General features: G+C 72.2%; 11 protein-coding genes. 4 read left to right on the top strand and 7 right to left on the bottom strand.

Annotated elements, in window-relative coordinates; all coding sequences use genetic code 11:
• Nucleotides 1-23 precede the first annotated feature (23 nt).
• Nucleotides 24-1,514 carry a D-alanyl-D-alanine carboxypeptidase/D-alanyl-D-alanine-endopeptidase gene (gene dacB, locus ABZ565_RS28630; RefSeq protein ID WP_361032914.1) on the bottom strand — a complete coding sequence of 497 codons (1,491 nt, stop codon included), beginning with the start codon at nucleotides 1,512-1,514 and terminating at the stop codon, nucleotides 24-26.
• Between the two features lie 86 nt (nucleotides 1,515-1,600).
• On the opposite strand from dacB, the gene ABZ565_RS28625 reads away from it, so the two are divergent.
• Nucleotides 1,601-2,095, top strand: a complete 495-nt coding sequence (locus ABZ565_RS28625; protein ID WP_018520452.1) for an inorganic diphosphatase — start codon at nucleotides 1,601-1,603, stop codon at nucleotides 2,093-2,095.
• A 143-nt stretch (nucleotides 2,096-2,238) separates the two neighbouring features.
• Entirely contained in the window at nucleotides 2,239-3,936 is a 1,698-nt protein-coding gene (locus ABZ565_RS28620; RefSeq protein ID WP_361032911.1) for a threonine/serine exporter family protein, read from the top strand.
• Nucleotides 3,937-3,965: 29 nt separating this feature from the next.
• Here ABZ565_RS28620 and ABZ565_RS28615 read toward each other — a convergent pair whose 3' ends face one another.
• Both ABZ565_RS28615 and ABZ565_RS28610 read right to left on the bottom strand, forming a co-directional pair.
• A complete protein-coding gene (locus ABZ565_RS28615) occupies nucleotides 3,966-4,670 on the bottom strand; it encodes a VTT domain-containing protein (protein ID WP_361032908.1) in 705 nt (234 codons plus the stop codon).
• 110 nt (nucleotides 4,671-4,780) lie between these two features.
• Entirely contained in the window at nucleotides 4,781-5,539 is a 759-nt protein-coding gene (locus ABZ565_RS28610) for a MerR family transcriptional regulator (protein WP_361032905.1), read from the bottom strand.
• A gap of 129 nt (nucleotides 5,540-5,668) precedes the next feature.
• Here ABZ565_RS28610 and ABZ565_RS28605 point away from each other — a divergent pair, with 129 nt between their 5' ends.
• Both ABZ565_RS28605 and ABZ565_RS28600 read left to right on the top strand, forming a co-directional pair.
• Nucleotides 5,669-6,943 (top strand): ion channel protein, encoded by a 1,275-nt coding sequence (locus tag ABZ565_RS28605; RefSeq protein WP_361032902.1) that lies wholly within the window; start codon nucleotides 5,669-5,671, stop codon nucleotides 6,941-6,943.
• Between the two features lie 156 nt (nucleotides 6,944-7,099).
• Nucleotides 7,100-8,524, top strand: a complete 1,425-nt coding sequence (locus tag ABZ565_RS28600; RefSeq protein ID WP_361033071.1) for a glutamate decarboxylase — start codon at nucleotides 7,100-7,102, stop codon at nucleotides 8,522-8,524.
• Nucleotides 8,525-8,528: 4 nt separating this feature from the next.
• Here the strand turns inward: ABZ565_RS28600 and ABZ565_RS28595 are convergent, their stop codons facing one another.
• The 4 genes from ABZ565_RS28595 to ABZ565_RS28580 form a co-directional block, all read right to left on the bottom strand.
• The gene (locus ABZ565_RS28595) at nucleotides 8,529-9,314 is read right to left on the bottom strand and encodes an ABC transporter permease (protein WP_361032899.1); all 786 of its coding nucleotides are present in this window, start codon (nucleotides 9,312-9,314) and stop codon (nucleotides 8,529-8,531) included.
• Nucleotides 9,311-10,255: an ATP-binding cassette domain-containing protein gene (locus ABZ565_RS28590; RefSeq protein WP_361032896.1), complete on the bottom strand. Its 945-nt coding sequence runs from the start codon at nucleotides 10,253-10,255 to the stop codon at nucleotides 9,311-9,313. Before ABZ565_RS28590 ends, ABZ565_RS28595 begins: the two co-directional genes overlap by 4 nt.
• A gap of 80 nt (nucleotides 10,256-10,335) precedes the next feature.
• On the bottom strand, nucleotides 10,336-10,977 hold the full coding sequence (locus ABZ565_RS28585; RefSeq protein WP_361033068.1) for a PadR family transcriptional regulator: 642 nt from the start codon (nucleotides 10,975-10,977) through the stop codon (nucleotides 10,336-10,338).
• 66 nt (nucleotides 10,978-11,043) lie between these two features.
• Nucleotides 11,044-12,501: an aldehyde dehydrogenase family protein gene (locus ABZ565_RS28580; RefSeq protein ID WP_361032893.1), complete on the bottom strand. Its 1,458-nt coding sequence runs from the start codon at nucleotides 12,499-12,501 to the stop codon at nucleotides 11,044-11,046.
• Between the last annotated feature and the right edge of the window lies 1 nt (nucleotide 12,502).

The raw sequence follows: 12,502 nt of genomic DNA, 5'->3' as shown, positions 1-12,502 counted from the left end.
GATGCGGTGCGGTGTTGACGGGCTCATCGCTTCCCGGCGCCGAGCGCGGTGGCGAGTTTGTCGAGGGCCTTCTGGGCCTCGGTGGGGGCGGTGGTGCCGGAGGCGAGGAAGGCGAAGGCGAGGAGCCGCCCCCGGGTGTCCACGACCGTGCCGGCGAGGCTGTTGACGCCGGTGAGGGTGCCGGTCTTGGCGCGGATGAAGCCGGTGCCGCCGGCCTTGCTGGTGTAGCGGCTGCTGAGCGTGCCGCTGAAGCCGGCCACGGGGAGGCCGGTGAGGACGGGGCGCAGTTCGGGGTGGGCGGGGTCGGCCGCCCGGGCGAGGAGGCCGGCGAGCAGGGCGGCGGTCACCTTGTCCTCGCGGTCGAGCCCGCTGCCGTCGGCGATGTTCACGCCCTTGAGGGGCAGACCGAGCTTCTTGAGGCGGGCGGTGACGGCCCGTCGGCCGCCCTTGAAGTCGGCGGGCTGCCCGGCGGCGATGGCGGTCTGCCGGGCCAGGGCCTCGGCGATGTCGTTGTCGCTGTTGGTCAGGGCGCGTTCGACCAGGCCGGAGAGGGGGGCGGAGAGGTGGGCGGCGACGGTGCGGGACTTCTTGGCGGGGCGGCCGGGGGCGGGTGCGCCCTTGGTGGTGACGCCGGCGTCGTCCAGGTATCCGGCGAAGGCGCGGGCGGCGTCGCCTGCCGGGTCCTCGGTGCGCGGAGCGGGGCCCTTGACGGAGTCGTCCTGGCGGCCCTCGTTCAGCATCAGGGCGCTCATGGGCGCGATGTTCTCGTTGGGGCCGATCGGGTGGTGCGTGGGCCCCGCGTAGGCGGAGGTGTCGTAGCGGAGGCGTACGGAGGGGGCCTTGGCGGTCTTGAGGGCGCGGGCGGTCTTGGTGGCGAGGGCGCGCAGGGCGGGCTTGTCCAGGGTGGGGTCGCCGCCGCCGACGAGGGTGACGGTGCGCAGATCGTCGGAGGCGCGCACGGTGGTGGGGATGCGGTGGGCGGGACCGAGGGCGCCGAGGGCGGCGACGGTGGTGGCGATCTTGACGGTGGAGGCGGGCGTCATGGGGGCGTCGGCGCCCTTGCCGTAGAGGCGTTCGCCGGTGGCGGTGTCGATGACGACGGCGGCGCGGCGGGCGCCCAGCGCGTCGTTCTCCAGCAGCGGGTCCAGGACGGCGCGCAGGTCGCGGGTGGCGCCGGCCGGGGCGTTCTCCGGGCCGGTGCCGGCGGCGGACAGGGCGGCGAGGACGGCGGGGGCGCTGGGGGCGGGAGCGGGGCCCTCGGGGTCGCCGGCGTCGTGATGTGCGCCACCTGTGTGTTCGGCGGCGGCCGCCCGGTCGCGCTCGGCCTTACGCTGACCCGAGTCCCAGGGTCCGGCGGCGAGGACGGCGCCGGCCGCGAGGGCCAGTCCGACGACGGCGGACACGGCCGTGAACTGCCAGTCGTTCACTCCGCCGCGTACGCCCAGGCGGGCCGCGATACTGCCGCCGGGCCTGCCGGGCGGTTCGGTCGACGGTCTTTCCACCGGCTCGGCCACCGTTGACCAGCCCCTTTCGCGAGCACACATCTGCGTGAGGGACACTTAACCACCAGTCGTATGTGTTGATCATGGAGGAGCCACCCGTGGAGTTCGACGTCGTTATCGAGATCCCGAAGGGTTCGCGCAACAAGTACGAGGTGGATCACGAGACCGGCCGGATTCGTCTGGACCGTCGGCTCTTCACCTCGACCAGCTACCCGGCGGACTACGGCTTCGTCGAGGACACCCTCGGTGAGGACGGCGACCCGCTGGACGCGCTGGTGATCCTGGAGGAGCCGACGTTCCCGGGCTGCCTCATCAAGTGCCGCGCGATCGGCATGTTCCGGATGACCGACGAGGCCGGCGGCGACGACAAGCTGCTGTGCGTCCCGGCGTCCGACCCCCGGGTGGAGCACCTGCAGGACATCCAGCACGTGTCGGAGTTCGACCGCCTGGAGATCCAGCACTTCTTCGAGGTCTACAAGGACCTGGAGCCGGGCAAGTCCGTCGAGGGCGCCGACTGGGTCGGCCGCGCCGAGGCCGAGGCCGAGATCGTCGCCTCCCGCAAGCGCCTGGAGGCGCAGGGCGGCGCGCACTGACGTTCCGCTTCGTGTGAGCGGGCTACGAAACGGGCGGTATACCCACGCGGGTGTGCCGCCCGTTCCGTGTGCCCTCCCTTGGGCGTGGCCATACTGGGCAGGAGTGCGGCCGAGGACGCGCAGCCGAGGAGGAACGAGGTCGAGTGGTGGCGGAACCGGGCGGTTTCGATGACGAGAAACCCCAGTCCGACGAGGCGCACAGCGCCTTCTCGCAGCCTGCCGGGACCGAACCGGCGGCTCCGCCCGAGGAGGATCACCCGACGTCGGAGTTCGCCCTTCCGGAGGGGGTGACGCCCGAGTCCCCGGCCCCGGGTTCCGGTTCCGGTACGGGTTCCGCTTCCGGGTCCGAGACGACCGGTTCGGCGTTCGCCACGCCGAGCACGTACAGCTTCCGGGACTCCCCGCCGGCGTTCACCCCGGTGTACGGGGTGCCGATGGTCCGGCTGACCAAGGAGGCGCCCTGGCAGGACCGGATGCGCACCATGCTGCGGATGCCGGTCGCCGAGCGCCCGGCCACGGAGCCGGTCCAGCGGCACGACGAGGAGGCGGGGCCCCCGGTTCCGCGCGTGCTCGACCTGACGCTGCGTATCGGGGAGCTGCTGCTCGCGGGCGGCGAGGGCGCCGAGGACGTCGAGGCGGCCATGTTCGCGGTGATGAGGAGCTACGGGCTCGACCGCTGCGAGCCGACCGTGACGTTCACCCTGCTGTCGATCTCGCACCAGCCGTCGCTGGTGGACGACCCGGTGACGGCGAGCCGTACGGTACGCCGCCGGGGCACCGACTACACGCGGCTGGCGGCGGTCTTCCGGCTGATCGACGACATCACCACGGCCGACGACGAGGTGTCGTTGGAGGAGGCGTACCGGCGGCTGGCGGAGATCCGGCGCAATCGGCACCCGTATCCCGGCTGGGTGCTCACGCTGGCCGCCGGCGGGCTGGCCGGGGCCGCGTCCGTGCTGGTCGGCGGTGGTGCGCTGGTGTTCCTGATCGCGGCGCTCGGGGCGATGCTCGGTGACCGGCTGGCCTGGCTGTGCGCCGGGCGCGGGCTGCCGGAGTTCTACCAGTTCGTGGTGGCGGCGATGCCGCCCGCCGCGATGGGCGTGGCGCTGACGCTGACGCACTGGTCGGACGTACGGCCGTCGGCGGTGATCACCGGTGGACTGTTCGCGCTGCTGCCGGGGCGGGCGCTGGTGGCGGGCGTGCAGGACGGGCTGACCGGGTACTACATCACGGCCTCGGCACGGCTCCTGGAGGTCATGTACTTCTTCATCGCGATCGTCACCGGAGTGCTGCTGGCCCTGTACGGGGGGCTCCAGCTGGGCGCGGAGCTGGATCCGGAGGCGCGGTTCATCACGCACGACCGGCCGGTGATCCAGACCCTGGCGTCGATGGTGCTGACCCTGTCCTTCGCGATCCTGCTCCAGCAGGAGCGGGCGACGGTGCTCGCGGTGACCTTGAACGGCGGAGTGGCCTGGATCGTCTACGGGGCGATGGCCCAGACGGGCAACCTGTCGGCGGTGGCCGCGACGGCCGCGGCCGCCGGGCTCGTCGGGCTGTTCGGGCAGCTGTTCTCGCGGTACCGCTACACGTCGTCGCTGCCGTTCATCACGGCGGCGATCGGGCCGCTGCTGCCCGGTTCGGCGACGTACTTCGGTCTGCTGGGTGTCGCGCAGAACGAGCTGGACCGGGGCCTCGCCTCGCTGTCGACGGCGGTGGCGACGGCGTTGGCCATCGCCATCGGGGTGAACCTGGGGAGCGAGATCTCCCGGCTGTTCATGCGGGTGCCGGGCGCGGTCGGGGGCGCGAACCGCCGCGCGGCCAAGCGGACGCGCGGCTTCTGACCGGGTCGCCCCTCAGGGACGTACGGCGCTCAGCGCTTGGCGTGGCGGCCGCGGCGGCCGGCGGCCGGGTCCTGCGGGGGCACCTCGCCGTTCCCGGCGGCGCCGCCCTCCTTCTTGCCCTTGCTCCGGGCGCGCAGGAACTCGATGCCGATCGGGATCACCGAGATCAGCACGATCAGGACGAGCATCGCCTCGATGTTCTTGTGGACGAACTCGACGTTGCCGAGGGCGGCGCCGAGCAGGGTCACGCCGACGCCCCACAGGACGCCGCCGATCACGTTGAAGACGATGAACGAGCGGTAGTTCATCCGGCTGACGCCCGCGATGATCGGGGTGAAGGTCCGCACGATCGGCACGAAGCGGGCCAGGATCAGCGACTTCGGGCCGTGCTTCTCGAAGAACTCGTGGGCCTTCTCGACGTTCTCCTGCTTGAAGAGGCGGGAGTCGGGCCGGCTGAAGAGCGAGGGGCCGACCTTGCGGCCGAAGAGATAGCCCACCTGGTCGCCGATGATCGCGGCCAGCGCGACCAGGACACAGACCAGCCAGAGCGGGGTGTGCAGCTTGTCGGTCGTGACCAGCAGGCCGGTGGTGAACAGCAGGGAGTCACCGGGCAGGAAGAAGCCGATGAGCAGCCCGGACTCGGCGAAGACGATGACCAGGACGCCGGCCAGGCCGAACTGTCCGATGAGATGGTCCGGGTCCAGCCAGCTCGGTCCGAGCGCAAGCGTATTCAAGGGTCCGGGCTCCAGGATGAGGTCGATGGGCGGCTGCGTGGCCGCCCCAAGCTATCAACGCCTCGGGGCGGCCTCGGGTTCCACCCGCTCGGACAGGCCCTGGTGGCCGTTTACGCCCGGCGGCGCGCGTTCGCCTCGATCGCGTCGCGCAGGTGCTCGGCGAGGCCCGGTCGCATGGTGTCGTAGAACGCCTTGAACTGCGGATCGGCGACGTACATCCCGCCGAGGTTCCGGTGCATCTCGTAGCCGCAGTCGTAGAACCAGGTGGAGATGTGGAGCCGGTGCTCCTCCGCGAGGACCGTGGCGCGCTCGCCGTCGGCGGGCTCACCGGCCTCCATCAGCGCCACGTAGCGCTCGCTCCAGGAGTCGACCTCGGCCTTCATCCGCTGCCAGTCCTCCTTCGTGTAGCGGGCGGCCCGGCGCTGCGACTCGGCGTAGGTGTCGGTGCCGCCCCAGCGGCGCTCGGCCTCCTCCGCGTGCTTCTCGGGGTCCTTGTCGCCGAAGACCTCGAACTTCTCCTCGGGGGTGAGGTTGATGCCCATCCTGCGTGCCTCCATCGCTGTCTCTACGGCGGCGGCCATCCGCTGGAGCTCCGCGATCCGGTGCGACAGCAGCGCGTGCTGGCGGCGCAGGTGCTCCTGCGGGTCCGCGTCCGGGTCGTCGAGCAGGGCCGCGATCTCGTCCAGCGGGAAGCCGAGCTCCCGGTAGAAGAGGATCTGCTGCAGCCGGTCCAGGTCGGCGTCGTCGTAGCGCCGGTGGCCCGCGTGGCTGCGCCCGCCCGGTGAGAGCAGGCCGATGGAGTCGTAGTGGTGCAGGGTGCGCACCGTGACCCCGGCATAGCCGGCGACCTGTCCCACGGAGTGCTCCATGGCTCCCCGCTCCTTCCTGTGTGGGTACGCGTTCGAGCCTGGGCCCTCACGCGGCGTGAGGTGCAAGTCCCGCTCACTTTCCGTCCCTTTTGGACGGCTTTACGGCTTTCACGTCGCTATGGTGTGCCGATGCCGACCGATTCCGCCGTGGCCGCCGAGCCCGCCCCCGCCCGCCGGCTGCTCGCCCTCATCGTGCCCGCCCTTGCCGTGGGCGTGGCCTCGGCCCTGGTCCTGCTCGGGGTCAGTATCCTCGCGGAGAAGCTCCAGGACGTGCTGTGGGAGACGCTGCCCGACGCGCTGTCGGTGGGGCGGTGGTCCTCGTTGTGGATGATCGTGATGCTCACGGTCACGGGCCTGGTGACCGGACTGGTCCTGCGCGCCGTACCCGGCCGGGGCGGCCCGGACCCGGCGACCATGGGGCTGGTCGACCCTCCCCTGCCGCCCCACGTGGTGCCCGGCCTGCTCGTGGTCACCGTCCTGGCCCTGGCCGGCGGCGTCAGCCTCGGCCCGGAGAACCCGATCACCGCAGCCAACATCGCCCTGGCCGCCTGGGCCGGCCGCCGGGTCGCGCCGGACGCGCCCGGTGAGCTGTGGCTCGCGCTCGCCGCCGCCGGCACCATCGGCGCCCTCTTCGGCACCCCGGTCGCCGCCGCTCTGATCCTCACCGAGACGCTGGCCGCCGCGCCCGGCCCCGGTGCGCTCTGGGACAAGCTGTTCGGGCCGCTCGCGGCCGGGGCCGCCGGGTCGCTCACCATGACGCTGGCCGAGCACCCCAGCTTCGACCTTTCGCTGCCCGGGTACACGCACACCGGCTGGGGCGACCTGCTCGCCGCCCTCGTGATCGCCTCCGCCGGAGCGGTCCTCGGCCTCGCGGCGGTGTACGCGTTCCCCCTGGTCCACCGCTTCTTCCGGGCCCTGCCGCATCCGGTGCTCGCCCTGACCCTGGGCGGCCTCGCGCTCGGCCTGCTCGGGGCGCTGGGCGGGCACCTCACCCTTTTCAAGGGGCTGGACGAGGTGAAGACGCTCGCCGCCGATCCGGACGGCTGGTCGGCCGCCGAGTTCGGGACGATGGCGGTGGTGAAGGCCGCCGCCCTGGTGATCGCCGCGACCTGCGGGTTCCGGGGCGGCCGGATCTTCCCGGCCGTGTTCGTGGGCGTGGCGCTCGGCCTGTGCGCCCACGCGCTGGTCGACGGGGTGCCGGTGGCGCTCGCGGTGACGTGTGCGGTGCTGGGTGTGCTGCTGGCCGTCACCCGGCAGGGCTGGCTGAGCCTGTTCACGGCGGCGGTCCTGGCCTCCGACACGGCCCTGCTCCCGGTGCTGTGCGTGGCCTCGCTGCCGGCCTGGCTGCTGGTGACCGGCCGGCCGCTGATGCAGCTGCGCGAGGACGGCACGGCGCTGCGCTGAGCGGCGGCCGGTGCGCCGGGCGCCGCCACGCCGGACGGACCGCGCCAAAGGGCCCGCGCGCCGGACGGACCAGCATCGGGTGGCACCCGCGCAAGCGGTCCGTATCGTCGGATTCGTCCGGTCTCGCGGGCGCGAGCCGAGAAGGGCAGGTCCGTGATGCCGCTCCACCGGGGCTCCGTGCACGAGGGCGAACCGTCGGCCGAGCAGCGCAAGCTGGCGCTCAACCCGTTCTACGGGGTCGCCGACCCGGTCGCCGGAATGGAGGCGGCGCCGCCCCGGCACCGGATGCCGGACGGACCGATGCCGCCCCACACCGCGTACGGGCTCGTCCACGACGAACTGATGCTGGACGGCAACTCACGGCTCAACCTCGCCACCTTCGTCACCACCTGGATGGAGCCCCAGGCCGGGGTGCTGATGGGCGAGTGCCGCGACAAGAACATGATCGACAAGGACGAGTACCCGCGCACCGCGGAGCTGGAGCGGCGCTGTGTGTCGATGCTCGCCGACCTCTGGCACGCGCCCGACCCCTCGGCGGCCGTCGGCTGTTCCACGACCGGGTCCAGCGAGGCGTGCATGCTCGCCGCGATGGCGCTCAAACGCCGCTGGGTGGCCAAGAACGCCGACCGCTACCCGGCGAGCGCCAAGCCCAATCTCGTGATGGGGGTGAACGTGCAGGTGTGCTGGGAGAAGTTCTGCACGTTCTGGGAGGTCGAGCCGCGCCTCGTCCCCATGGAGGGCGACCGCTTCCACCTCGACCCGCAGGCCGCCGTGGAGCTGTGCGATGAGAACACCATCGGCGTCGTCGGCGTACTCGGCTCCACCTTCGACGGCAGCTACGAGCCGATCGCGGAGCTGTGCGCGGCCCTGGACGGCCTCCAGGAGCGCACCGGTCTCGACATCCCCGTCCACGTCGACGGGGCCTCCGGCGCCATGGTCGCGCCGTTCCTCGACGAGGACCTGGTGTGGGACTTCCGGCTTCCCCGGGTCTCCTCCATCAACACCTCCGGCCACAAGTACGGCCTGGTCTATCCGGGCGTCGGCTGGGCGCTGTGGCGCTCGCCCGCCGAACTGCCCGAAGAGCTGGTCTTCCGGGTGAACTACCTGGGCGGCGACATGCCCACCTTCGCGCTGAACTTCTCCCGGCCCGGCGCCCAGGTCGTCGCGCAGTACTACACCTTCCTGAGGCTGGGCCGGGACGGCTACCGGGCCGTGCAGCAGGCGGCCCGGGACGTGGCGACGGGGCTGGCCGCGAAGATCGAGGAGCTGGGCGACTTCCGGCTGCTCACCCGGGGCGACCAGTTGCCCGTCTTCGCGCTCACCACCAAGCCGGAGGTGACGGCGTACGACGTCTTCGACGTGTCACGGCGACTGCGCGAACGGGGCTGGCTGGTGCCCGCGTACACCTTCCCGGCCGACCGGGAGGACCTCTCCGTGCTCCGGATCGTATGCCGCAACGGCTTCTCGTCGGACCTGGCGGAACTGCTCCTGCAGGACCTGCGCTCCCTGGTGCCCGAACTCCGCGCCCAGCCGCACCCGCTGACCCGTGATCAGAACGCGGCGACGTCCTTCCACCACTGAGGATTCAGCGGCCGAGCCGGGCGAACCACCGGACCGCGCACGGGAAGAACACCGAGAGCAGCGCCAGCGGCCAGAGCAGCGCGAGGACTTGTGTGTGCCCGGCCGCCCAGGAGCCGCCGTCCGCGCCCGGGTTGCCGCACAGTTCGCGCACTGCCGCCGCGGTGGCCGAGAGCGGGTTCCACTCGACGGCGGCGCCCAGCCATCCGGGCATCGTCTCCGGCACCGCGAACACCGTGGAGAGGAAGCCCACGGGCCAGACCAGGATCTGCACCGCCTGCACCCGCTCCGGGCGTCCGGCCACCAGCGCCAGCAGGATGCCGAGCCACAGCATCGCGAACCGCAGCAGCAGAAGCAGCCCCACCGCCCCCAGCACGGCGGCCACCCCGTCGTGCCACCGCCAGCCGACCGCGTAACCCACCACCCCCGTCACCAGCAGCGCGGCCGCCGACTGGAGCATGTCCGCGACGGCCCGTCCGACCAGCACCGCCCCGGACACCATCGGCATCGAGCGGAACCGGTCCACGACACCCTTCTCCAGGTCACGGGTGACCGCGAGCATGGTCGACTCCAGGCCGAAGACCATGGTCAGCGCCAGCATGCCGGGCACCAGGTACTCGACGGCCTCCCCCTCGACCCCGCGGCCGCCGCCGACCAGATAGGTGAACATCAGCAGCAGCATCACCGGGAACGCCAGCCCCACCACCACCTGCGCCGGCTGCCGGGCCCAGCGGGCCAGTTCGCGCCGGGTCATCGTCCAGGAGTCGGACACCGCCCACATCGCCGCGCTCATGCCGCCACCTCCTTGTCGTCGCCGCTGCCCGTCAGGGCCAGGAAGACCTCGTCCAGCGTCGGCCGGCGCACCGCGATGTCCTCCGCCTCGATGCCCGCGTCCGCCAGCGCCCGCACCGCCCCGGTGAGCGCCGCCACCCGGTCCGCCGCCGGCGCTCCCACGGCCCGCCGGTCCGGGTCCGTCACCGTGCCGCCGTCGAGCAGGGCGGCCGCGCGCGCCAGCTGGGAGGCGTCACGCACGACGACGTCGATGCGGTCGCCGCCGACCCGGGCCTTCAGCTCGTCGGCCGTGCCCTCGGCGGCGACCCGGCCCCCGTCGATCAGCGAGATCCGGTCCGCGAGCTGGTCGGCCTCCTCCAGATACTGCGTGGTCAGCAGGACGGTCGTGCCGCCGTCGACCAGTGAGCGCACGGCGGCCCACACCTCGGCGCGGCCGCGCGGGTCGAGCCCGGTCGTCGGCTCGTCCAGGAAGAGCACCTCGGGACCGGTGATCAGCGAGGCCGCCAGGTCGAGCCGCCGCCGCATGCCCCCGCTGTAGTCGCGGACCGGCTTGCGGCCGGTGTCCGCGAGGCCGAACCGGTCGAGCAGGGTGTCCGCCCGTGCCCCGGCCCGGCGGGCGCCCAGGTGGTGCAGCCGGCCGAACATCTCCAGGTTCTGCCGGCCGGCCAGCTCCTCGTCGAGGGCGGGGTGCTGGCCGAGCAGCCCGATCCGGCGACGGACCTCGGCCGGCCGCCGCCGCACGTCGTACCCCGCGACTTCGGCCCGGCCCTCGTCGTACCGCAGCAGGGTCGACAGGACGCGTACCGCCGTGGACTTGCCGGCCCCGTTGGGGCCGAGCACGGCGTGCACGGTGGCGCGGCCGACCGTCAGATCCAGTCCGTCCAGGGCGGACTTCCCTCCGTACTGCTTGCGCATTCCCTCGACCACGATCGCGTCCGGCAATCCAGCACACCCCCAAGGCAGTAGTCAAAATTGACTAGTAGCAGAAAGGTACGCCGCCTCTCGGCATTCATCAAACTTGATTAGTGGGCGTCGCCCGGATCCTGGATCCCCGTCGCGTACGGGTTCTCCTCGCCCTCCGCGAGTACGCCGACGAACGGGTCGCCCTCGCCCGCGAAGACGTACGCCCCGCCCTCGATCCGCGCGATCAGCCCGCGCGTCCACTCCGCGCCCGCGTCCGCCGAGTGGACCCAGAAGTTCATGACCTCGCCGATGTGGCCCAGCTGCTCCGGGCCGCCCTCGGGGAGGTAGTGCTCGGTGACGGCGGCCCGCCAGGCGGCGAGGTTCGTCAGCCGCTCGCGGAGCAGGGCGACCGCCTCCGCGCGATCCAGGTCGACGATGAAGCCGATGCCCGCCGAGAGGACGTCCATCCGCTGGTCGTACGAGGTGAGCGAGGCGCGCAGCAGGGTGAAGTACTCCTCGGTGCCGCGTTCGGTGATCTCGTACTCGATGCGCGGCGGGCCGCCCACCGTGCTCGGGGCCACCTCGTGGGCGAGGAGCATGTCCTGTTTCGCGAGCTGCTTGAGCGCGTGGTAGACGGAGCCGGGCTTGGCGTTGGACCACTCGTGGGCGCCCCAGTACTCCAGGTCGTTGCGGACCTGGTAGCCGTGGGCCCGGCCGTGCTGGCGCACGGCGCCGAGGACCAGCAGCCGGATCGCGGACATGCCCTCCACCTCTCTGGTCAACGCAACCAGCGTAGCGGGCTGTGCCCTCGGAGGTGTCCCGCGAGGTCAGAAGGGGAAGACGCTGCGGCCGTGCTGGACGGAGATCCACTTCTGGGTGGTGAACGCGTCCACCGCCGCGTCCCCGTTCATCCGGCCCAGGCCCGAGTCCTTCTCGCCGCCGAACGCGATGCCCGGGTCGTCGTGCACGGTCGAGTCGTTGACGTGGAACATCCCGCTGCGGATGCGCTGGGCGAAGCGGACGCCCCGTCCGGTGCGCGCGGTGTGCACGGCGCCGCTGAGGCCGTACGGGCTGTCGTTGACGATGCGGACGGCCTCGTCCTCGCCGTCGAAGGGGACCATCAGCGCGATGGGGCCGAAGATCTCCTGGTGGAGCAGCGGGGAGCCCTCGGGCAGCCCGGTGAGCACGGTCGGTTCGACCAGGTTGCCGCGCACCCGTCCGTGCACCGGCGCCTCGGCGCCCTCGGCGATCGCCTGGTCCACCAGGGCGGCCAGCGAGTCGGCGTGGAAGGTGTTGATGACCGGGCCGATGCTGGTGTCCGGCTCGCGCGGGTCGCCGGTCTTCAGGGCGGCGACGCGGGCGCAGAACTTCTCCGTGAACTCGGCGGCCACCGGCCGGTCCACCAGGATGCGGTTGGCGGCCATGCAGACCTGGCCGGAGTAGATGAACCGGCTGAAGACGGCGGCGTCGACCGCGTAGTCGATGTCCGCGTCGTCCAGCACCACCAGGGCGCTGTTGCCGCTGAGTTCGAGGATGGTCCGCTTGAAGAGGGCGCCGGCGGTGGCGGCGACGTGGCGGCCGACCCGGTCCGATCCGGCGAAGGAGATCACCTGGGGCACGGGGTGCTCGATGAACGCGTCGCCTATCTCGGCTATGTCGGTGACGACCACGTTGAGCAGCCCGGCCGGCAGCCCGGCCTCCTCGAAGATCCTCGCGACGAGGCCACCGCCGACGACGGGCGAGTTCTGGTTGGCCTTGACGACGACCGCGTTGCCGAGGGCCAGGGCCGGTGCGACCGACTTCATCGTCACCAGGAGCGGGAAGTTGAAGGGGCTGATGACTCCGACGACCCCGACGGGCAGCCGGTAGAGCAGGTTCTCCCGCCCGTCCGCCGCGGAGGGCAGGATGCGGCCCTCCGGGGAGAGCGCCTGCCGGGCGGCCTCGCGCAGGAACTCCTGGGTGAGGCTCAGCTCGTACGCCGCCTTGGTGCGGGTGCCGCCCAGCTCGTCGATGATCGCGTCGGTGATCTCGTCGGCCAGCTCCTCGGTGACCCGCAGCGCGCGCTCCAGGACGTCCCGGCGGCGGTACGGACTCGCCGCCGCCCACTCCCCCTGCGCGCGCTCGGCGGCGCGATAGGCGCTGTCCACCTCGGCGGCGGTGGCGATGGTGATCGAGGCGAGCTTCTCACCGTTGTACGGATTGAAATCGATGATGTCCCAGGAGCCGGTGCCCGTCCGCCATTCACCGTCGATGTACTGGCCGGCCAGCTCTTGGAAGAAGGACATG

It is taken from the genome of Streptomyces sp. NPDC016469, assembly GCF_040632905.1.
GTDB lineage: Bacteria > Actinomycetota > Actinomycetes > Streptomycetales > Streptomycetaceae > Streptomyces.
Note: the sequence above shows the minus strand (reverse complement) of the source record. Positions and strands in the feature narration are given on the sequence as shown.

What these genes read in the sequence shown, in the direction of transcription:
- ABZ565_RS28600 (WP_361033071.1), top strand. Translation starts at nt 7,100, where the DNA reads ATGCCGCTCCACCGGGGCTCCGTGCACGAGGGCGAACCGTCGGCCGAG.
- ABZ565_RS28585 (WP_361033068.1), bottom strand. Translation starts at nt 10,977, where the DNA reads ATGTCCGCGATCCGGCTGCTGGTCCTCGGCGCCGTGCGCCAGCACGGC.
- ABZ565_RS28595 (WP_361032899.1), bottom strand. Translation starts at nt 9,314, where the DNA reads ATGAGCGCGGCGATGTGGGCGGTGTCCGACTCCTGGACGATGACCCGG.
- ABZ565_RS28610 (WP_361032905.1), bottom strand. Translation starts at nt 5,539, where the DNA reads ATGGAGCACTCCGTGGGACAGGTCGCCGGCTATGCCGGGGTCACGGTG.
- ABZ565_RS28605 (WP_361032902.1), top strand. Translation starts at nt 5,669, where the DNA reads ATGCCGACCGATTCCGCCGTGGCCGCCGAGCCCGCCCCCGCCCGCCGG.
- ABZ565_RS28580 (WP_361032893.1), bottom strand. Translation starts at nt 12,501, where the DNA reads ATGTCCTTCTTCCAAGAGCTGGCCGGCCAGTACATCGACGGTGAATGG.